We start from the raw sequence: 20733 nt of genomic DNA on the forward strand, positions 1-20733 counted from the left end.
CGCCAGCAAGGCTGGCTCCTACAGTGCCAAACCAACAGCCGCCGAATTCCGGGCAAAAAAAACCCCGGACTTCATATGGGGAGGGGGAAGTTCGGGGTTCAAGTCCGGACCGCTAGGGCGGGGTCCAGATATCTGCCAACACTTAACACAACATAGGAGCATCGAAAGGCTTCACCAGCCATTCAGTACCTCTGAGTAGCGCTTCACCGATTTAGTTCCGAGCCCCTCGAAACTATTTGCGATAGTTTCATGAAACTCCGGATCTAACGGCCCGAGGCCAGCACGGATCCGCGACACTACGCCGCAGATCCTACACAGCTTTCACACGGCGTTTAGTGAGCTTCGTCCCAATTCGAGCCAACTCCCACTTCCACCAGCAGCGGCACATCGAGTTCCGCGGCACCGCTCATGTAGCCACGAATTTCATCTTTTACCTGCTCGACCAGGTCCTCACGCACTTCCAGCACCAGTTCGTCGTGCACCTGCAGGATCACCCGGGCATCCAGCTTGCTGTCGACCAGCCAGTTGTCCACCGCAACCATGGCGCGCTTGATGATGTCCGCTGCGGTGCCCTGCATCGGGGCGTTGATCGCGGTGCGCTCGGCGCCTTTGCGCAGGGCCGGGTTCTTGGCGTTGATGTCCGGCAGGTACAGGCGACGGCCGAACAGGGTCTCGACGAAGCCCTGCTCGGCGGCCTGGGCGCGGGTACGCTCCATGTAGGCCAGCACGCCGGGATAGCGGGCGAAATAACGGTCGATGTAATCCTGGGACTGCTTGCGGTCGACGCCGATCTGCTTGGCCAGCCCGAACGCGCTCATGCCGTAGATCAGGCCGAAGTTGATGGCCTTGGCGCTGCGACGCTGATCGGCGGTGACATCCGCCAGAGCGACGCCGAACACTTCGGCGGCAGTGGCGCGGTGCACGTCCAGGTCGTTGCGGAAGGCATGCAGCAGGCCTTCGTCCTTGGCCAGGTGGGCCATGATGCGCAACTCGATCTGCGAATAGTCCGCCGCCAGCAGCTTGTAGCCGGGGCTGGCGACGAAGGCCTGGCGAATACGCCGGCCTTCGGCGGTGCGCACCGGGATGTTCTGCAGGTTCGGGTCGCTGGACGACAGCCGCCCGGTGGCGGCGACTGCTTGCTGGTAGGACGTGTGGATACGCCCGGTGCGTGGGTTGATCTGCCCCGGCAGCTTGTCGGTGTAGGTGCTCTTGAGCTTGCTCAAGCTGCGGTATTGCATCAGCACCTTGGGCAGCGGGTAGCCCTGCTCGGCCAGGTCGTCGAGCACCGCCTCGGCGGTGGAAGGCTGGCCCTTGGCGGTCTTGCTCAGCACTGGCATGCCCAGCTTGTCGTAAAGGATCGAGCCCAGCTGCTTCGGCGAGCCCAGGTTGAATGCTTCGCCGGCCAGCGCGTACGCCTCGCGCTCCAGCTCGACCAGCTTCGCGCCCAGCTCGCCGCTCTGCACGCCGAGCAGCGCGGCATCGACCAGCGCGCCCTGGCGCTCGATCTTCGCCAGCACCGGCACCAGCGGCATCTCGATGTCCATCAGCACCGGCAGCACGCTGGGGGTCTTCGCCAGGCGCGCTTGCAACGCGTGGTGCAGGCGCAGGGTGATGTCGGCGTCCTCGGCGGCGTAGGGGCCGGCCTTCTCCAGCGGGATCTGGTTGAAGGTCAGTTGCTTGGCACCCTTGCCGGCGATGTCCTCGAACCCGATGGTGGTGTGGTCCAGGTACTTCTGCGCCAGGCTGTCCATGTCGTGGCGGGTGGCGGTGGAGTCGAGCACATAGGACTCGAGCATGGTGTCGTAGGCCACGCCACGCATCAGGATGGCCGGGCTGCCGTTGGCCAGGATATTGATGTCGTACTTGGCGTTCTGGCCGACCTTGCCCTTGGCCGGGTCTTCCAGCAGGGGTTTGAGCGCCAGCAGCACGGCGTCGCGGTCCAGCTGGGCCGGCGCACCTTCGTAGTCGTGGGCCAGCGGTACATAGGCCGCTTCATTGGGCTCGACGGCGAACGACAGGCCGACGATGCTGGCCTGCTGGGCATCAAGGCCAGTGGTCTCGGTGTCGAAGGCGAACAGCGGCGCCTTGCGCAGCTTTTCCAGCCAGGCGTCGAAACGTGCCTGGTCGAGGATGGTCTCGTACTTGGGTTCGACCTTGACCGTGGGCGCTTGCTCGGTTGCAACGGCGGCGTCGCCATCACCTGTGCGGGGCGCGCTGCGCTGCACGTCGGCGACCCAGCTCTTGAACTCCATCTCGGTGTACAGCGCCAACAGAGCTTCGCGGTCCGGCTCGCCGCAGACCAGGGCGTCGACTTCGACATCCAGCTCCACATCGCACTTGATGGTGGCCAGTTCGTAGGAGAGGAAGGCCGCATCGCGATGCTCCTCGAGCTTGGCCGGCAGGGTCTTGGCGCCGCGGATGGCCAGGCCCGGGACCTTGTCGAGGTTCTGGTACAGGTCGCTCAGGCCACCACCGATGCCGGTCAGCAGGCCGACGGCGGTCTTCTCGCCAACGCCCGGCACACCGGGGATGTTGTCGACCTTGTCGCCCATCAGCGCGAGGAAATCGATGATGTGTTCAGGACCGACACCAAACTTCTCGTGCACGCCAGCCACATCCAGCACGCTGCCGGTCATGGTATTGACCAGCGTGACGTGGCCATCCACCAACTGGGCCATGTCCTTGTCGCCGGTCGAGATGATCACCGGGCGGCCGGCCGCCGCGCTGCTGCGCGCAAGGGTGCCGATCACGTCGTCGGCCTCCACGCCCTCGACGCACAACAGTGGGTAACCCAGGGCGCGCACACTGGCGTGCAGCGGCTCGACCTGCACCCGCAGGTCATCGGGCATGCTTGGGCGGTTGGCCTTGTACTCGGCGAACATGGCATCACGGAAGGTGCCGCCCTTGGCGTCGAAAACCACCGCGAACAGGCTATCCGGGTACTGCTTGCGCAGGCTCTTGAGCATGTTCAGCACGCCCTTGACCGCGCCCGTCGGCAGGCCTTTGGAGGTGGTCAGCGGCGGCAGCGCATGAAAGGCGCGGTAGAGGTAGGAGGAACCGTCCACCAGGACGAGGGGCGCTTGGCTCATGAGGAGAATCAACCTTTTCGGCGGGTCCGGAGCTAGAATAGCCGGATCAATGACGACAAAAGGACTAGGTTATCATGCGTACACCCAATCGCCTGTTACTGCTCGGTCTGCTGGCCACCCTGCCAGCCGTCACCCTGGCGGCGGACGACGCCCCATCGGCAGATCCCGATGTGACCATTCGCACGGAAGGCGACAAAACCATCCAGGAATACCGGCAGAATGGCTTCCTGTATGCGATCAAGGTCACCCCTAAAGGTGGTAAGCCTTATTTCCTGGTACGCGCCGATGGCACTGACGCCAACTTCATTCGCTCAGACCAACCAGACATGCTGATTCCTTCCTGGAAAATCTTCGAGTGGAAGTAGCGCGTACCGTTCACATCAACCAGGCACTTCCCGGCGGAAGTGCCCGCATGGGCAATTTTCCAACATGTCAGTCTTCACCCCTGTGTCCCGGCCTGAGCTGGAAACCTTTCTGGCGCCGTACGAGCTGGGCCGTCTGCTCGACTTCCAGGGCATTGCCGCCGGTACCGAGAACAGCAATTTCTTCGTCAGCCTGGAACAAGGGGAGTTCGTCCTCACACTGATCGAGCGCGGCCCGGCCGAGGACATGCCGTTCTTCATCGAACTGCTCGATGTGCTGCATGAGGCCGACATGCCGGTGCCGTACGCCGTGCGTGATCGCGACGGCAATGGCCTGCGCGAGCTGTGCGGCAAGCCGGCGCTGCTGCAGCCGCGGTTGTCCGGCAAACACGTCAAGGCGCCGAACAACCAGCACTGCGCCCAGGTCGGCGAACTGCTGGCGCACATCCACCTGGCCACCCGCGAGCGCATCATCGAGCGCCGTACCGACCGCGGCCTGGACTGGATGCTGGCGTCCGGCGCCGAGCTGCTGACCGGCCTGAACAGCGCGCAAGCCGAGCTGTTGAAGCCCGCACTGGATGAGATCACCGCGCACAAGGCGCAGATCCTGGCCCTGCCCAAGGCCAACCTGCACGCCGACCTGTTCCGTGACAACGTGATGTTCGAAGGTACCCACCTGACCGGCGTGATCGATTTCTACAACGCCTGTTCCGGGCCGATGCTGTATGACGTGGCCATCACCGTGAACGACTGGTGCCTGGACGAACAGGGTGGCATCGACCTGCCACGGGCCCAGGCGCTGCTGGGCGCCTACGCGGCGTTGCGGCCGTTCACCGCGGCCGAAGCCGAGCTGTGGCCGGTGATGCTGCGGGTGGCGTGCGTGCGCTTCTGGCTGTCGCGGCTGATCGCGGCGCAGGCATTTGCCGGGATGGATGTAATGATCCACGATCCGAGCGAGTTCGAAGTGCGCTTGGTGCAGCGCCAGCAAGTGGCGTTGAAACTGCCGTTCGCGCTCTAACGGGCGATTACAAAACCTGTAGGAGCGGCTTTAGCCGCGATCACCCGCAAAGCGGGTGCCATGCACCGTGGCGCCTGCTTCGTGGCTGAAGCCGCTCCTACAGTTGTTCCAGGCAACCTGTCAGGTCGCTGCCCAGCTTCTCCAGCAAGCGCTCATAGCCCCTGGCATCCACCGGATCGGTCCCGCCCAGCGCATCCAGCTCCGCCAGGCGCACCGGCAACCCCGCCGTCAGCGTCTCGGCCAGGCGCGGCCGCAGCGGCGGCTCGCTGAACACACAGGTCTTGCCCACTTCCTGCAGGCGCTTGCGCATCGCGGCCACATGCTGCGCCCCCGGCTGCACTTCCGATGCCACGCTGAACACGCCCGTATGCTTGAGGCCATAGGCGGCTTCGAAGTAATCGAACGCTTCGTGGAACACGAAGTACGGCTTGCCGGCAATCCCAGCCACACGTTGCTTGATCCGCCCATCCAGGGCGTCCATCCGCTCGATAAACAGCTTCAGATTGCCTTGATAACGCGCGGCATTGGCCGGGTCGGCTGCCGCCAGGTCAGCGGCCATCTTCGCCGCAATCACCCGGGCATTGGCCGACGACAGCCACAGGTGCGCATCGAGGCTGCCCGGGCGGTGGTCATGGTCATGATCGTCGTGGTCTTCTTCGTGGGAATGGCTGTCCTCGCCGAAGTGGCGCAACTGCAGGCCTGGAAGCGACTGAACCGCCACGCTGGGCTTGCCGCGGCTGGCCAGCACGCGGGGCAGGAAACCTTCCATGTCCGGGCCGATCCAGTACAGCAGGTCGGCATCGCCGACCTTGCGCACGTCGGACGGGCGCAGCGCGTAGTTATGCGGGGAGGCGCCCGGCGGCAACAGCACGTCTGGGCTGCCAGCACCGTCCTGGACGGCCGCGGCAATCTGTTGCAGGGGCTTGATGCTGGTCAGCACGCGCACGTCGGCCTGGGCCGAGCAGGCGATGAAAGCGACAAAGAGGACAAGGAATCGGGACACGGTGGATACTCGGGTCGTCAGAAACAGGTAACATAATAACGTCTCCATCCTGAACCGTCGCTGCCCATGTCCATCACGCCGCTGGCCCACCGCCCCCACGATCATTCCCATTGCGTCCACAGCGCGCTGGCCGAGGCCGACGCGCTGTGCAACCGTCAGGGCCTGCGCCTGACCGCCCTGCGCCGCCGCGTGCTGGAGCTGGTGTGGCAGAGCCACAAGCCGCTGGGCGCTTACGACATCCTCGCCGTGCTCAGCGAGCAGGACGGCCGTCGCGCCGCGCCACCGACCGTCTATCGCGCGCTGGACTTCCTGCTGGACAACGGCCTGGTGCACCGCATCGCCTCGCTCAACGCCTTCATCGGCTGCAGCCACCCCGAGCACGCGCACCAGGGCCAGTTCCTGATCTGCCGCGAGTGCCACGTGGCCATCGAACTGGAGCAGGACAGCATCAGCAACGCCATCGTCGATAGCGCCAAGGCCGTCGGCTTCGCCGTCGAAACACAGACCGTGGAAGTGGTCGGCCTGTGCGGCAACTGCCGGGGCAAGGCATGAGCGACGCACTGATCCGCCTCGAGCAGGTCGGGGTCAGCTTTGCCGGTGAAGCGGTGCTCGACAACATCGACCTGGCGGTCGCGCCCGGCCAGATCGTCACCCTGATCGGCCCCAACGGCGCCGGCAAGACCACCCTGGTGCGCGCAGTACTCGGCCTGCTCAAGCCCCATCGCGGCAAGGTATGGCGCAAGCCGAAGCTGCGCATCGGCTACATGCCGCAGAAGATCCAGGTGGACGCCACGCTGCCATTGTCGGTGCTGCGCTTCCTGCGCCTGGTGCCCGGGGTAGACCGCACAGCGGCCTTGTCGGCACTGCAGGAAGTCGGCGCCGAACAGGTGATCGACAGCCCGATCCAGACCATCTCCGGCGGCGAGATGCAGCGGGTGCTGCTAGCCCGCGCGCTGTTGCGTGAACCCGAGTTGCTGGTGTTGGACGAGCCGGTGCAAGGTGTCGACGTGGTCGGTCAGACCGAGCTGTACAACCTCATCACTCGCCTGCGCGACCGCCATGGTTGCGGCGTGCTGATGGTCTCCCACGACCTGCACCTGGTGATGAGCGCCACCGACCAGGTGGTCTGCCTCAACCGTCACGTCTGCTGCTCGGGCCATCCGGAGCAGGTCAGCAACGACCCGGCCTTTGTCGAGCTGTTCGGCCAGAACGCCAAGAGCCTGGCCGTCTACCATCACCATCACGATCACAGCCACGACCTGCACGGCTCGGTGATCGCCCCCGGCGCCCATGTCCACGGAGAGCACTGCAAGCATGGCTGATTTTCTTCTCTACGCCCTGCTTGCCGGCCTGTCGCTGGCCCTTGTCGCCGGCCCGCTGGGTTCGTTCGTGGTCTGGCGGCGCATGGCCTATTTCGGCGACACCCTCTCGCATGCCGCACTGCTCGGCGTGGCCCTGGGCTTCGCCCTGGACGTCAGCCCGGCGCTGGCGGTGACCGTCGGCTGCCTGCTGCTGGCGATCCTGCTGGTGACCTTGCAGCAGCGTCAACCGCTGGCCTCCGACACGCTGCTCGGCATCCTCGCCCCCAGCACCCTGTCGCTGGGCCTGGTGGTGCTGAGCTTCATGCACGATGTACGCATCGACCTGATGGCCTACCTGTTCGGCGACCTGCTGGCGATCAGCACCACCGACCTTGCCTGGATCCTCGGCGGCAGCGCGTTGGTGCTGGTGCTGCTGGCCGCACTCTGGCGCCCCTTGCTGGCCGTCACGGTGCACGAGGAACTGGCGATGGTCGAGGGCCTGCCGGTGGCCGGGCTGCGCCTGGCGCTGATGCTGCTGATCGCCGTGGTGATCGCGGTGGCAATGAAGATCGTCGGCGTGCTGCTGATCACCTCGCTGCTGATCATCCCCGCCGCCGCGGCACAACGTCACGCCCGCTCGCCCGAGCAGATGGCCTTGGGCGCCAGCCTGCTGGGGGTCACCGCGGTATGTGGTGGCCTGGCCATGTCGTGGTTCAAGGACACACCGGCCGGGCCGTCGATCGTGGTCTGTGCGGCAGTGCTATTCTTGCTGAGCCTGGCGCTGCCCAAACGCTGAAAATTCAGGGGACGCACGCAACCTTTCCGTGGGTGCAAGGTCTGTATGGCCTGTTTTCGAGCGTGCGCACCTGGGTGTAGACTTGCTCGCTTTTTGCGCAAATAGAGAGTCGCAGGAATGAAGCCGTTCGCCTCACGTTATCTGCTTGTTGCCGCGTTTTCCCTGTTCCTGGCCGCCTGCTCCAGCAAGCCCGCCGAACAGCCGGTCGCGCCTGTCCAACCGGATGCCTGGCAGCAGCTGGAGCAAACCATCGCCGCCAACGAGCTGGCCACCGCCGAGGACCAGCTCGCCGCGTTGCAGGCACAGTCGCCTGACGACGCGCGCCTGGAGCCCCACCAGCGGCAACTGGCTGAAGCGTATCTGCGCCGTAGCCAGATCGTCCTGCAGAAGGGTGATGTCAATGCCGCCGCCACCGCGTTGGCCCGTGCCCGCGCGCTGATGCCCAAAGCCCCTGCGCTGACGGGTGGCGATGCCATGGCCAATGCCCGCAAGGCTGAGCTGGAAAAAGCCGAAGCAGCACTCAAGGCTGCGGAGAAACAACCACGGGCTCGGTTGATCGATCCGACTGCGCCGAACACCGTTGTCGCACTCAAGACCACCGACAGCCGCGCCCTGCGTCGCCAGCTCGATGACATCGCCCTGGACGTGGTCAACTACCAGTGCGACGTGGTGTTCCAGGTGCCCCGCACCCAAGACGCCCCGTGGCTCAAGACCCTGCTGGAAAAGCGCGTGCGCAAGCTCGACAGCGGCTTCGCGCTGCAACAGAAGCATGAGATCCAGCGCTCGTTGCCCGCGCAGGTGGTGCTGGTTCCTCATCAGCAATGATCAATCGCGGGGCAAGCCCGCGATTGCCTTCGATCAGGCGCACCAATCGTCGCGTTATGCCCAACTGATTGGACGAATCAGAAATAAATGATAAGAACGGCTATTGGAAAAGGCTAAAATGCGCGACCCCGGCTAACCGCTGGCCCACATTCCATGCGCCCCACAAGGTTCGCTCAGTGATCGAGTTTCAAAATGTCCACAAAACCTACCGTGTCGACGGTAGGGATATCCCGGCCCTGAACCCGACCAGCCTGACCATCGAAGATGGCCAGGTGTTCGGCCTGATCGGCCACTCCGGTGCCGGCAAGAGCACCATGCTGCGCCTGATCAACCGCCTCGAGGCTCCGAGCGGCGGCAAGATCATCGTCGATGGCGAAGACGTCACCGCCTTCGATGCCAACCAGCTGCGCCGCTTCCGCCAGCAGGTCGGGATGATCTTCCAGCACTTCAACCTGCTGGCCTCGAAGACCGTCGCCGACAACGTCGCCCTGCCGCTGGTGCTGGCTGGCGAGCTGTCGCGCGGTGAAATCGACAAGCGCGTCACCGAACTGCTGGCCCGCGTCGGCCTGCAGGACCACGCCAGGAAGTACCCGGCACAGCTGTCGGGCGGGCAGAAGCAGCGCGTCGGCATTGCCCGCGCCCTGTCCACCAACCCCAAGATCCTGTTGTGCGACGAAGCCACCAGCGCCCTCGACCCGCAGACCACCGCGTCGGTGCTGCAACTGCTGGCCGAGATCAACCGCGAGCTGAAGCTGACCATCGTGCTGATCACCCACGAGATGGACGTGATCCGCAGGGTCTGTGACCGCGTGGCGGTGATGGACGCCGGGAAGATCGTCGAGCAAGGGCCGGTCGCCGAGGTGTTCCTGCACCCCGAGCACCCGACAACAAAGCGCTTCGTCCAGGAAGACGAGCAGGTCGACGAAGGCGAGCAACGCGACGACTTTGCCCACGTGCCGGGCCGCATCGTGCGCCTGACCTTCCAGGGCGACGCCACCTACGCGCCGCTGCTGGGCACCGTGGCCCGCGAGACCGGCGTGGACTACAGCATCCTCGCCGGGCGCATCGACCGCATCAAGGATGTCCCCTATGGCCAGCTCACCCTCGCCCTGATCGGCGGTGACATGGAAGCGGCGTTCGCCCGCTTCAAGGCAGCTGACGTACATATGGAGGTACTGCGTTGATGGACGCCCTGAATTTCTTCGCCAACGTCGACTGGGCCGAAATCTGGCTGGCCACCGTCGATACCATGATCATGCTGTTCGGCTCGCTGTTCTTCACCGTGCTGCTGGGCCTGCCGCTGGGCGTGCTGCTGTTCCTCTGCGGGCCGCGGCAGATGTTCGAGCAGAAGGGCGTGTACGCGCTGCTGTCGCTGGTGGTGAACATCCTGCGCTCGCTGCCGTTCATCATCCTGCTGATCGTGATGATCCCGATCACCGTGCTGATCACCGGTACTTCGCTGGGCGTCGCCGGCGCCATCCCGCCGCTGGTAGTGGGCGCCACGCCGTTCTTCGCCCGCCTGGTGGAGACCGCCCTGCGCGAAGTGGACCGTGGCATCATCGAAGCCACCCAGTCGATGGGTGCCACCACCCGCCAGATCATCACCAACGCCTTGCTGCCTGAGGCCCGTCCGGGCATCTTTGCAGCGATCACCGTCACCGCCATCACCCTGGTTTCCTACACCGCGATGGCCGGCGTGGTGGGCGCAGGTGGCCTGGGCGACCTGGCCATCCGCTTCGGCTACCAGCGCTTCCAGACCGACGTGATGGTGGTCACCGTGGTATTGCTGCTGGTGCTGGTGCAGGTGCTGCAGAGCGTCGGCGACAAGCTGGTCGTGCACTTTTCCCGTAAGTAACCCCAATGGGGTCGGCCTGGCCGACCCGTTCGGGGGCCGTCGCGGCCCTCACAAGGAGTGATCAATGAAGAAGCTGCTTGCTGTTGTCGCCGCTGTCGCGGCCTTCTCGGCCCACGCCGAGACCCTGACCGTCGCCGCTACCCCGGTGCCGCACGCCGAGATCCTCAAGTTCGTCCAGCCACAGCTGGCCAAAGAAGGCGTGGAGCTCAAGGTCAAGGAATTCACCGACTACATCCAGCCGAACGTGCAGGTCGCGGAAAAGCGCCTGGACGCCAACTTCTTCCAGCACCAGCCGTACCTGGACGAGTTCAACAAGGCCAAGGGCACCCAGCTGGTCAGCGTCACCGGCGTTCACCTGGAGCCGCTGGGCGCCTACTCGAGCAAACTGAAAAAGCTCGACGAGCTGGCTGACGGCGCTACCGTGGTCATCCCCAACGACGCCACCAACGGCGGCCGCGCCCTGTTGCTGCTGGACAAGGCCGGCGTGATCAAGCTCAAGGACAACAAGAACATCCTGTCGACCGTGAAGGACATCACCGGCAACGACAAGAAGTTGAAGTTCCGTGAGCTGGAAGCGGCGACCATTCCGCGTGTGCTGACCCAGGTCGACCTGGCGCTGATCAACACCAACTATGCGCTGGAAGCCAAGCTGAACCCTGAGAAGGACGCGCTGGTCATCGAAGGCAGCGACTCGCCTTACGTGAACATCCTGGTGGCCCGTCCGGACAACAAGGACGCGGATGCCATGAAGAAGCTTGCCGCGGCCCTGCACTCGCCTGAGGTGAAGCAGTTCATCACCGAGAAGTACAAGGGCGCGGTGATTCCGGCGTTCTGACCTGAAACCCTCGGGGCCGCTCTGCGGCCCTTTCGCGGCACAAGGCCGCTCCTACAGAGGCATGCGATCTTCTGTAGGAGCGGCCTTGTGCCGCGATGGCCTGCATAGCAGGCCCAACATGCTCAATCCCGCTTCACCAGCCCCGGCAACTGCGCCACCAGCTTCTGGTTGTTGAACGGCGCACGAATGAACCCGCGCTGGCGCCCATCCGGCCCGACCACCGCCAGGTTGCCGCTGTGGTCCACGGTGTACCCCGGCTTGCTGGTATCCGCCGGAATGAACGGAATGCTCAAGGCATTGGCCAGCTTCTGCGTATCCTCGATCGACCCCGCCACACCAACGAAATCCTTGTCGAAATAGCCCAGGTACTGCTTGAGCTGGTTCGGCGTGTCACGGTTCGGGTCCACGCTCACCAGCACCACCTGCAGGCGCTCGATGGCCTCCTTGGGCAGCTCGCTCTTCACCTGGCGCAGTTGGGCGAGGGTGGTCGGGCAGATGTCCGGGCAGTAGGTGTAGCCGAAGAACAGCAACGACCATTTGCCCTTGAGCTGGTCCAGCGCGATGGGCTGGCCGTTCTGGTCGGTCATCTTCACATCCGGCACCGTGCGGCTTTGAGGCAACAGGATGATGCCGGCATCGATCAGTTCGGTAGGGTTCAGTTGACCGCGGTCACTGAGCACCTTGTTGACGGTCAGGCCCATGATCAGCGCGACCAGGGCAACGAGGATGAAGACGGTTTTCTGGGTTCGGGTCATAGGTTCAGCAACAGGTAGTGGTCAACGAGCAACGCGATGAACAGGGCGAACAGATAGCCGATAGAGTACTTGAACGTCTTGATCGCCGCGTGCGGCCGGGTGCCACGGTACAACACCCAGGCCCAATGCAGGAAGCGCAGGCCCAGGGCCAGGGCACAGGCCAGGTAGAGCGGGCCGCTCATGTGGATTGCATAGGGCAACAGGCTGACGGCCAGCAGAATCAGGGTGTAGAGCAGTATATGCAGTGCGGTGTAACGCTCGCCGTGGGTCACCGGCAGCATGGGAATATCGGCTTTTTCGTACTCGGCCTTGCGGTGGATGGCCAGGGCCCAGAAGTGCGGCGGGGTCCAGGCGAAGATGATCAGCACCAGCAACAGCGGCTCGGCGCCCACATGCCCGCTCACCGCCACCCAGCCCAGCAACGGCGGGGCCGCGCCGGCCAGGCCGCCGATCACGATGTTCTGCGGCGTGGCACGCTTGAGAAAGCCGGTGTAGAGCACCGCATAACCCAATAGCGAGGCCAGCGTCAGCCAGGCGGTAAGGGTATTGGTGAACGCCAGCAGCAAGGCCAAGCCCATCACGGCCAACAGCAAGGCGAAGGCCAGGGCCGGGAACGGCGCGACCCGGCCCTGGGCCAGCGGGCGCTTGTGGGTGCGGGCCATCAGCGCGTCGATGCGCCGGTCCACCACGTGATTGACCACCGCCGCGCTCCCGGCGCACAGGCCGATCCCCAGGTTGCCGAACAGCAGCACGCTCCAGGCGACACCGGCGCGGGTGGCGAGAAACATGCCCACCAGCGAGGTGATGAGCATCAGCACCACCACCTTGGGCTTGGTCAACTCCATGTAGTCGCGCCAGCCGGCGCGCGGGCGTTCCGTGCTCAGAAGCGTCGCCACGAATCATTCCTCATGTGATGGGAGAGCCCGACGTTGCTCACCGGGGTGAGGCGCCAGCCAAGGCCGACACGTACCTTGTCAGCCACGCGGATGCGGTAGTTCACCAGCACCATGCTCAGCAGCAGCAGGATGCCGCCAGCGTTGTGGGCCACGGCCACGGCCAGCGGCAAGTGCAGCAGCACGTTGCTCACGCCCAGCCCGATTTGCAGCGCCAGCGCCAGCAGTACCAAGCGCGCCAGGCCGGTCAGGCCATGGCGATGCAGCTTCCAGCTGAGCATCAGCAGCACCACCGTCACCAGCAAGGCACCGAGGCGATGGCTGATATGGATCGCCGTGCGCGCATCGCTGTCCAGCTGCCCGCCCAAGTAGTTGGGGCCAACGTGCTGGGTGAGGTGGAAACCGTTGCTGAAGTCCGCCGCCGGCCACCACTGGCCATGGCAGGTGGGCAGGTCGATGCAGGCCACCGCCGCATAGTTGGAACTGACCCAGCCGCCCAGGGCGATCTGGCCGATCACCACCAGCAGTGCCAACGCAGCGAGACGGCGCAGGCTCAGGGGCAGCTTCGGCAATGGCGCAAAGGCCCGGGATAGACGCAGGGATAGCAGGAAAAGCAGGCTGACCGTGGTGAAGCCACCAAGCAAGTGCGCCGTCACTACCTGGGGCCAGAGCTTCAAGGTCACTGTCCACATACCGAACGCCGCCTGGGCCAGCACGACCCCCAGCAATAGCAGCGGCAAGCGGTAGGGTTGGCCATCGCGGGCATGTCGGCGCACGGCCTGGAAGGCGAGCAGGGCGATCACCAGCGCCAGCGTCCCGGCGAAATAGCGATGGACCATCTCCGCCCAGCCCTTGGCTTCCTCGACCGGGTGCTCGGGGAAATGCAGCTCGGCATGGGCCAACTGAGCATCGGTCTTGGGCACGCTGATGAAGCCATAGCAGCCAGGCCAGTCCGGGCAGCCGAGGCCGGCGTGGGTCAGCCGGGTGTAGGCGCCGAGCAGCACGACCAGCAGCGCCAGCAGGGTGGCGAACACAGCGAGGCGGAATCCGGGTCTGGCCATGGCGGCCTCCTAGCCGATGTTGGACAGCTTGAGCAGGTGGCGCAGGTCGTCCAGCACCTGCTTGCCGTTGACCTTGGCGTCATAGCGCAGCACCAGGTTGCCGTGGGGGTCGACGATCCACAGCTGCGGGCCAGGTTCGCCAACCTTTTGCCGGTAACGCTGGGCCTCCAGCGGATAGCGCTGCAACTGCGGGTACTCACGGTCGAGCACGGCCTGGTAATCGCCATCCAGCGCTTCGGCCGAGGCCAGGGCATGGCTGGCGCGGCTGGCGTCGCGGCCCAGCCCGATCTGGATCTGCCGGGCCAGATACACCAACTGCCGACAGTCTTCGGCACAGGCCTCGGGGGCACTGACCAGCAGTTGCCACCGTTCATCCTGGGCATCGATGCCGATGTCGGCACGGCCCAGGCCGTTGCCGATCATCACCCCGTGGTAGCTGCGCCCGTCCGGTACCCAGAACTGCAGCTTGTACATGCTGGTGGCGAGGATCATCGGCCCGAGCACGACGAACAGGATCAGCAGCAACTGCAAGCGCCCGCGGGCCTTGCGGCCTTCAGGTGCGTGCAACGGGCTCGTGGCGGCGGCCATGGCGGTTCTCCTTGTCGTTGTGATGCCAGCCGAAATAGAGGTAGAGCAGCAGCAATGCCGTCGCCAGGGCGAACCACTGCACGGCATAGCCCAGGTGCTTTTCGGGCCCCATGGCGACTATCGGCCAGTCCAGTCGATAGCTGGCCGGGCCCGGTTGCAGGCGCAGTTCATGGGCGAAGCCATCCCGGCCCAGTTGTTGCCAGAGCGCGGCCGGGTCGATGGCGGTGAGCAGGTGCGGCCACCGGCCTTCGGTCGAGTCGGGGTGGAGCTGGAACGTCTTGCCGGGCGCGACATACACCGAGGCCTCCAGCGCCAGCGGCTGGTCGGGGGTGTCGAAGCGTACCGGCACGCGGCGATCCGGCCAGGGCAGCCAGCCGCGATTGACCAGCAGCCACTGCCCACTGGCCTGGTCGTGGAAGGGTTGCAGCAGTTCGACACCGGGTTTGCCATCGCGCATCTGGTTATCCAGCAGCAGGCTGTGCTCGGCGTCGAAGCGGCCGTAAAGGTGTACGGGGTAGAAGGCAGGATCCGGCAACTGGCGCAATTGCGCGGCGGCCACCGGCACCTCGATCTGGCGCTCGGTATAGGTATCGAGCAGGGTGCGCTTTTCGTCGGCGCGACGCAGTTGCCAACAGCCGAGCGAGAGCAGCCCCGGCAGCAGCGCGAGCACCACCAGGGTCGGGATCCAGCCCGGACGAAACGGCCTCATCGGGGCCTCGTCGGGGCAACCGCTATACTTGTCCGCATCACCACATCCCCCCGGAGTAGCGCCATGCTCAAGGCCGCGATAGTCCTGATGCTGCTGGCCACGGTCGCCAGCCTGTTCAGTGGCCTGGTGTTCCTGGTCAAGGACGACGACCATTCGACCCGCCTGCTCAAGGCCCTGACCGTACGTGTCACCCTGGCGGCCCTGACCATCGGGCTGGTGGCCTGGGGCTTCATCAGCGGCCAGCTGGTGTCGCACGCCCCCTTCTGAAATCCCCACCACCCTTTGTAGGAGCGGCTTCAGCCGCGATCACCCGCAAAGCGGGTGCCACGCCTGCTTCGCGGCTGAAGCCGCTCCTACAGCACATACACAAAGATGAACAACCCCACCCACACCACATCGACGAAGTGCCAGTACCAGCTGGCCGCCTCGAACCCGAAGTGCTTCTCGGGGTTGAAATGCCCCCGCAGCACGCGGCAGAACATCACGAACAGGATCACCGTCCCCAACGTCACATGCGCGCCGTGGAACCCGGTTAGCATGAAGAACGTCGCGCCATAGACCCCCGATCCCAGCGTCAACCCCAGCTTGGTGTAGGCCTCGTGGTACTCGTAGGCCTGCAATGCCAGGAACGACAGCCCCAGCAGAATCGTCAGCCCCAGCCACAGTTTCAGCGTGCCGCGATGCCCCTTGCGCAGGGCGTGGTGGGCGATGGTCACGGTCACGCTGGAACTCACCAGCAAGATGGTGTTGATCAGTGGCAGGTGCCACGGATCGATGACTTCCTTCGGCGGCGGAAACAGTTTCGGGTCCGGCGTGTGCAGCAATGGCCAGACAAACTCGAAGTTGGGCCAGAGCATGTGCGCCACGCCCTTGTGCCCCTCGCCTCCCAGCCAGGGCCCTGCCAGCACCCGCACATAGAACAGCGCCCCGAAGAACGCCAGGAAGAACATCACCTCGGAAAAGATGAACCAGCTCATGCCCCAGCGGAACGAGCGGTCCATCTGCGAGCTGTACAGCCCCGCGTGGCTCTCCTTGACCACCGCGCCGAACCAGCCGAACAACATGTATGCCAGGAACAACCCGCCGACGAAGAAGATCAGCGGCCCGTGGGATTCCGGGTGGCCGGCCTTGAGGTCGTTGAACCAGGTACCCAGGCCGAACACGGTGATGAACATGCCGATCGTGGCGATGATCGGCCACTTGCTCTGCGCCGGGACGTAGTAATGCTCGTGGCTTGCCATGGTTGATCTCCTTCCCTCAACGGGCGGCCTCGGTCGCGACATGGGCGACCGGGGGGTGGCGAGCGGTGATGTCGAACAGGGTGTAGGCCAGGGTCAGGTGCTTCACCGACTCCGGCAGGTCGCGGTCAACGATGAAGCGCACCGGCATCTCGATGCGCTCGCCAGGCTGCAGCACCTGCTGGGTGAAGCAGAAGCACTCGGTCTTGTGGAAGTACGCCGCAGCCTCGGCCGGGGTGATGCTGGGGATGGCCTGGGCACTCATGGGCTTGTCGGTCGGGTTGCGGGCGATGAAGATCATCTGGTTCACCGCCCCCGGGTTGACCTCGAGCTGGTCGGCGGTGGAGTGGAACTCCCAGCTCATGTCACCGGCGTTGGTCGACATGAACTGCACACGCACCGAACGCGACAGGTCGCTCACCTGGCTGCCCTCGTACTGCCCACCGGTCTTGCCGTTGATGCCGAATGCTTTGCACATCACGTCATAGATCGGCACCAGGGCAAAGCCGAAAGCGAACATCACCACGGTCAGCATCAGCAGGCGGGTGACCAGGCGTTTGAGCGACAGGCCGTCCATAGGCAGGCTCCTACTTCACTTCCGGAGGGGTCTGGAAGGTGTGATAAGGCGCCGGCGACGGAATCGACCACTCCAGCCCTTCGGCACCGTCCCAGGGCTTGGCCGCTGCCGGCGCGCCGCCGCGGATGCACTTGATGACGATGAACAGGAAGAAGATCTGCGTGGCACCGAATATGAAGGCGCCGATCGACGAGACCATATTGAAATCGGCGAATTGCAGGTTGTAGTCGGGGATTCGCCGCGGCATGCCGGCCAAGCCGACGAAGTGCATGGGGAAGAAGGCCATGTTCATGCCGATGAACGACAACCAGAAGTGCAGCTTGCCGAGGGTTTCGTCATACATGTGCCCGGTCCACTTCGGCAGCCAGTAGTAGGCCGAGGCGAAGATGCCGAAGATCGCCCCGGGCACCAGCACGTAGTGGAAGTGCGCCACGACGAAATAGGTGTCGTGATACTGGAAGTCCGCCGGGGCGATGGCCAGCATCAGCCCGGAGAACCCGCCAATGGTGAACAGGATGACGAAGGCGATGGCGAACAGCATCGGTGTCTCGAAGGTCAGCGAGCCCTCCCACATGGTGCTGACCCAGTTGAACACCTTCACCCCGGTGGGCACGGCGATCAGCATGGTGGCGTACATGAAGAACAGCTCGCCCACCACCGGGATACCCACCACGAACATGTGGTGGGCCCAGACGATGAACGACAGGAAGGCAATAGCCCCGGTGGCGTAGACCATCGAGGTGTAGCCGAACAGCGGCTTGCGCGAGAACGCCGGGATGATCGAGCTGACCGCGCCGAAGGCGGGCAGGATCATGATGTACACCTCGGGGTGGCCGAAGAACCAGAACACGTGCTGGAACAGCACCGGGTCACCGCCGCCGGCGGCACTGAAGAAGCTGGTGCCGAAGTGGATGTCCATCAGCATCATGGTCACCACGCCGGCCAGCACCGGCATCACTGCGATCAGCAGGAACGCGGTGATCAGCCAGGTCCAGACGAACAGCGGCATCTTCATCAGGGTCATGCCCGGGGCGCGCAGGTTGAGGATGGTGGCGATCACGTTGATCGCGCCCATGATCGAGCTGATGCCCATCAGGTGGATGGCGAAAATGAAGAAGGTGACGCTGGCCGGGGCGTAGGTGGTCGACAGCGGCGCATAGAAGGTCCAGCCGAAGTTGGGCCCGCCACCGGGGCTGAACAGGGTCGAGACCAGCAACAGGAACGCCGCCGGCAGCAGCCAGAAGCTGAAGTTGTTCATCCGCGGCAGGGCCATGTCCGGGGCGCCGATCATCAGCGGGATCATCCAGTTGGCCAACCCGACGAACGCCGGCATCACCGCGCCGAACACCATGATCAGCCCGTGCATGGTGGTCATCTGGTTGAAGAACGCCGGCTCGACGATCTGCAGCCCGGGCTGGAACAGCTCGGCACGGATTACCATGGCGAACGAACCGCCGAGCAGGAACATGGTGAAGGCGAACCACAGGTACATCGTGCCGATGTCTTTGTGGTTAGTGGTCAGCACCCAGCGCATCAGGCCCTTGGCCGGGCCGTGGGCGTGTTCATGACCGTGGGCGTGGTCGTCGATCACTGCACTCATGTCCTGTCTCCTGCAACCCTAAGGCACCGGTTCATTTGCTTTCCGCCTGCTTGAGCGCCAGCACGTCCTTCGGCGTGACCATGTCGCCCTTGTTGTTGCCCCAGGCGTTGCGCTCGTAGGTGACCACGGCGGCGATGTCGACTTCCGAGAGCTGCTTGCCGAATGCGGCCATGGCGGTGCCAGGGCGGCCATGGAAGACCACGCTCAAGTGCTCTTCCTTCGGCCCGGTGGCGATCTTCGAGCCCTTGAGCGCCGGGAACATCGGCGGCAGGCCCTGGCCCTCGGCCTGGTGACAGGCCACGCAGGTGGTGTGGTAGACCTTGTCGCCGCGCTCGACCAGCTCCTGCAGGGTCCAGTCCTTGCTGGTCAGCTCCTTGAGCTTGGCCGCCTCGGCCTTGCGCTCGCCCAGCCAGGTCTCGTAGTCGGCCTTGGATTTCACCTCCACCACCACCGGCATGAAGCCATGGTCCTTGCCGCACAGCTCGGTGCACTGGCCACGGTAGATGCCGGGTTTCTCGATGCGGGTCCAGGCCTCGTTGACGAAGCCGGGGATGGCGTCGCGCTTGACCGCGAAGGCAGGCACCCACCAGGAATGGATCACATCGGCGGCGGTGACCAGGAAGCGCACCTTGGCACCCACCGGCAGCACCAGCGGCTGGTCGACTTCGAGCAGGTAGTGCTCATCCTTGGGCGCCTTGTTGTGGATCTGGTCGGTGGGGGTGGCCAGGTTGCTGAAGAACTCCACATCCTGGCCCAGGTACTTGTAGTGCCACTTCCACTGGTAGCCGGTGACCTGGATGTCGATGTCGGACTCACTGGCGTCGTAGATGTCGATCAGGGTCTTGGTGGCCGGGATGGCCATGGCCACGAGGATCAGGAAGGGGACGACAGTCCAGAGGATTTCCACCCAGGTGTGCTCGTGGAAATGCGCGGGCTGCTGGCCAGTGGAGCGGCGGTGGATGACCATTGACCAGAACATCGCGCCGAACACCACGATGCCGATGATCACGCAGATCCAGAAGATGGTCATGTGCAGGTCGAACACGGCGTGGGAGACGTCCGTCGCCCCGGGAGCCATGTTCACGGTCCATGCCGCCTGTGCCTGACCAAACATTGACCACAGCAACAGGCCCATCCAGACATGTGGATGTCGCATCATTGCGGGTTCCCCTTATCGTTCTTGTAGTCCCGGAGGCGCGGACGACCTTACGACATAGGGGGGAACGGTGGCCAAGACTGCCTGGCTTCGACGACCGAGCCCCCTGCAAACGGCAGTCGGGCCTCATCAACGAATCACGTTTCAAGCGGAGTATAGACACCGACCAATGGTGCGCAATGAAGGGTTTTAAATGATCTTCATCCATCCAAACGTTTGCGCTGAAAGCCGCATGAATACTGGGGCGGGGCACAATGATGGCACATTGATATAGCCAATTTCCTACACGTGTCTCAGAGATATAACAAATGCGTCTTAGGCATTCTCGTAAGCAAGCTAACTTAGTGTCTTCCGTTTGTAACGCCTTGTCCCTGGAGTTGTCATGAACATCGCTGCTGTACGCGAGCAGATCGAAACCGCCCATCAACATGAGAGCCGCACAGGCCAGCTGAAAGCCCGCCTCGAACTGCAACTGCCCCACCTGCATCCCTCGATCCAACTACCCCAGCAGGATGCCCAGGGTACGCTGGCGCGTTTTGTCGGCGCCTACATCAACGAGGTTCCGGAACTGCTCGAGGCCGCGCACAACGTGGCGCTCGAAGCCGGTATCGAGTCGCAGATCAAACCGGTGCTGAAAATCGCCGAAGCCTACTTCCTGCAGCCACCCAGCGTGATGGCCGGGCATGTCGGTCTCGACTGCCTGCTGGACGAGGCCTACCTGGCGCACCGCCTGGTCGAGGAGGTCAACGACCTGTACATCCGCCACTTCCAGCAGCCGCTGATTCCGGTGGATACCACGGTGGCCAACCTGATCGCCCACCAGTTGATCGGCGAGACGTTCGCCAACCAGCTGGACGAGGTGGTGCATCACTCAGTGGATGAAATGCTTGATGACGAGAGCTTTGCCGCCGAATCGGTGGAGGCTTATCGCGACAAGCTGTCGAGCCCGGAAACCGGCGCGGCGTGGAAACGCTGGCCGTGCCTGTCGCGCCAGCTCGGGGTTGAGCTGGGGCAGTCGGCTTGAGATTGCGGGGGCCGCTGCGCGGCCCTTTCGCGGCACAAGGCCGCTCCT

At 64.3% G+C, this 20733-nt stretch carries 22 protein-coding genes; 11 read left to right on the plus strand and 11 right to left on the minus strand.

Features of this window, described 5'->3' with window-relative positions; all coding sequences use genetic code 11:
* Nucleotides 1-332: 332 nt before the first annotated feature.
* Nucleotides 333-3089, minus strand: coding sequence for a DNA polymerase I (gene polA, locus NGM28_RS20655; RefSeq protein WP_252091260.1), 2757 nt, complete (start codon nt 3087-3089; stop codon nt 333-335).
* Between the two features lie 74 nt (nt 3090-3163).
* Between polA and NGM28_RS20660 the strand changes: the two genes are divergently transcribed.
* Nucleotides 3164-3454, plus strand: coding sequence for a DUF2782 domain-containing protein (locus NGM28_RS20660; RefSeq protein WP_011531530.1), 291 nt, complete (start codon nt 3164-3166; stop codon nt 3452-3454).
* A gap of 64 nt (nt 3455-3518) precedes the next feature.
* Complete coding sequence (locus tag NGM28_RS20665) at nt 3519-4469, plus strand: homoserine kinase (protein WP_252091261.1); 951 nt, start codon at nt 3519-3521, stop codon at nt 4467-4469.
* A 97-nt stretch (nt 4470-4566) separates the two neighbouring features.
* Here NGM28_RS20665 and NGM28_RS20670 read toward each other — a convergent pair whose 3' ends face one another.
* Entirely contained in the window at nt 4567-5520 is a 954-nt protein-coding gene (locus NGM28_RS20670) for a zinc ABC transporter substrate-binding protein (protein WP_286089044.1), read from the minus strand.
* Between the two features lie 18 nt (nt 5521-5538).
* Between NGM28_RS20670 and zur the strand changes: the two genes are divergently transcribed.
* From zur to NGM28_RS20705, 7 genes are all read left to right on the plus strand, one after another.
* Nucleotides 5539-6024, plus strand: coding sequence for a zinc uptake transcriptional repressor Zur (gene zur, locus NGM28_RS20675; protein WP_252091262.1), 486 nt, complete (start codon nt 5539-5541; stop codon nt 6022-6024).
* Nucleotides 6021-6794: a zinc ABC transporter ATP-binding protein ZnuC gene (gene znuC, locus NGM28_RS20680; protein ID WP_240064121.1), complete on the plus strand. Its 774-nt coding sequence runs from the start codon at nt 6021-6023 to the stop codon at nt 6792-6794. Before zur ends, znuC begins: the two co-directional genes overlap by 4 nt.
* Complete coding sequence (gene znuB, locus NGM28_RS20685) at nt 6787-7569, plus strand: zinc ABC transporter permease subunit ZnuB (RefSeq protein WP_011531525.1); 783 nt, start codon at nt 6787-6789, stop codon at nt 7567-7569. The genes znuC and znuB overlap by 8 nt, the downstream gene beginning before the upstream one ends.
* A 117-nt stretch (nt 7570-7686) precedes the next feature.
* Complete coding sequence (locus tag NGM28_RS20690) at nt 7687-8394, plus strand: PA5502 family lipoprotein (protein WP_213659040.1); 708 nt, start codon at nt 7687-7689, stop codon at nt 8392-8394.
* A 176-nt stretch (nt 8395-8570) separates the two neighbouring features.
* A complete protein-coding gene (locus NGM28_RS20695; RefSeq protein WP_011531523.1) occupies nt 8571-9578 on the plus strand; it encodes a methionine ABC transporter ATP-binding protein in 1008 nt (335 codons plus the stop codon).
* Nucleotides 9578-10249: a methionine ABC transporter permease gene (locus NGM28_RS20700; protein ID WP_011531522.1), complete on the plus strand. Its 672-nt coding sequence runs from the start codon at nt 9578-9580 to the stop codon at nt 10247-10249. Before NGM28_RS20695 ends, NGM28_RS20700 begins: the two co-directional genes overlap by 1 nt.
* 64 nt (nt 10250-10313) lie before the next feature.
* On the plus strand, nt 10314-11084 hold the full coding sequence (locus tag NGM28_RS20705; RefSeq protein WP_213659038.1) for a MetQ/NlpA family ABC transporter substrate-binding protein: 771 nt from the start codon (nt 10314-10316) through the stop codon (nt 11082-11084).
* 122 nt (nt 11085-11206) lie between these two features.
* On the opposite strand, the gene NGM28_RS20710 is transcribed toward NGM28_RS20705, so the two are convergent.
* The 5 genes from NGM28_RS20710 to NGM28_RS20730 are packed head-to-tail and all read right to left on the minus strand — an operon-like array spanning nt 11207 to nt 15090.
* On the minus strand, nt 11207-11839 hold the full coding sequence (locus NGM28_RS20710; RefSeq protein ID WP_252091263.1) for an SCO family protein: 633 nt from the start codon (nt 11837-11839) through the stop codon (nt 11207-11209).
* On the minus strand, nt 11836-12735 hold the full coding sequence (cyoE, locus tag NGM28_RS20715; RefSeq protein ID WP_252091264.1) for a heme o synthase: 900 nt from the start codon (nt 12733-12735) through the stop codon (nt 11836-11838). The genes NGM28_RS20710 and cyoE overlap by 4 nt, the downstream gene beginning before the upstream one ends.
* The gene (locus NGM28_RS20720; protein ID WP_240064127.1) at nt 12720-13793 is read right to left on the minus strand and encodes a COX15/CtaA family protein; all 1074 of its coding nucleotides are present in this window, start codon (nt 13791-13793) and stop codon (nt 12720-12722) included. The genes cyoE and NGM28_RS20720 overlap by 16 nt, the downstream gene beginning before the upstream one ends.
* Nucleotides 13794-13802: 9 nt before the next feature.
* A complete protein-coding gene (locus tag NGM28_RS20725; RefSeq protein WP_252091265.1) occupies nt 13803-14381 on the minus strand; it encodes a PA_0111/PP_0108 family redox-active disulfide protein in 579 nt (192 codons plus the stop codon).
* Nucleotides 14347-15090, minus strand: coding sequence for an SURF1 family protein (locus NGM28_RS20730; protein WP_252091266.1), 744 nt, complete (start codon nt 15088-15090; stop codon nt 14347-14349). Before NGM28_RS20730 ends, NGM28_RS20725 begins: the two co-directional genes overlap by 35 nt.
* A 63-nt stretch (nt 15091-15153) precedes the next feature.
* On the opposite strand from NGM28_RS20730, the gene NGM28_RS20735 reads away from it, so the two are divergent.
* Nucleotides 15154-15357, plus strand: a complete 204-nt coding sequence (locus tag NGM28_RS20735) for a twin transmembrane helix small protein (RefSeq protein ID WP_011531515.1) — start codon at nt 15154-15156, stop codon at nt 15355-15357.
* An 86-nt stretch (nt 15358-15443) separates the two neighbouring features.
* Here NGM28_RS20735 and NGM28_RS20740 read toward each other — a convergent pair whose 3' ends face one another.
* The 4 genes from NGM28_RS20740 to coxB are packed head-to-tail and all read right to left on the minus strand — an operon-like array spanning nt 15444 to nt 19664.
* Nucleotides 15444-16331, minus strand: a complete 888-nt coding sequence (locus NGM28_RS20740; protein ID WP_240064130.1) for a cytochrome c oxidase subunit 3 — start codon at nt 16329-16331, stop codon at nt 15444-15446.
* Nucleotides 16332-16347: 16 nt separating this feature from the next.
* The gene (locus tag NGM28_RS20745; RefSeq protein ID WP_240064131.1) at nt 16348-16905 is read right to left on the minus strand and encodes a cytochrome c oxidase assembly protein; all 558 of its coding nucleotides are present in this window, start codon (nt 16903-16905) and stop codon (nt 16348-16350) included.
* Between the two features lie 10 nt (nt 16906-16915).
* On the minus strand, nt 16916-18505 hold the full coding sequence (ctaD, locus tag NGM28_RS20750) for a cytochrome c oxidase subunit I (RefSeq protein WP_240064132.1): 1590 nt from the start codon (nt 18503-18505) through the stop codon (nt 16916-16918).
* Between the two features lie 31 nt (nt 18506-18536).
* The gene (gene coxB, locus NGM28_RS20755) at nt 18537-19664 is read right to left on the minus strand and encodes a cytochrome c oxidase subunit II (RefSeq protein WP_240064133.1); all 1128 of its coding nucleotides are present in this window, start codon (nt 19662-19664) and stop codon (nt 18537-18539) included.
* A gap of 379 nt (nt 19665-20043) precedes the next feature.
* On the opposite strand from coxB, the gene NGM28_RS20760 reads away from it, so the two are divergent.
* Nucleotides 20044-20685 carry a hypothetical protein gene (locus NGM28_RS20760; RefSeq protein WP_011531510.1) on the plus strand — a complete coding sequence of 214 codons (642 nt, stop codon included), beginning with the start codon at nt 20044-20046 and terminating at the stop codon, nt 20683-20685.
* Nucleotides 20686-20733 lie beyond the last annotated feature (48 nt).

It is taken from the genome of Pseudomonas sp. MWU13-3659 (assembly GCF_023757525.1).
Lineage (GTDB): Bacteria > Pseudomonadota > Gammaproteobacteria > Pseudomonadales > Pseudomonadaceae > Aquipseudomonas > Aquipseudomonas entomophila_E.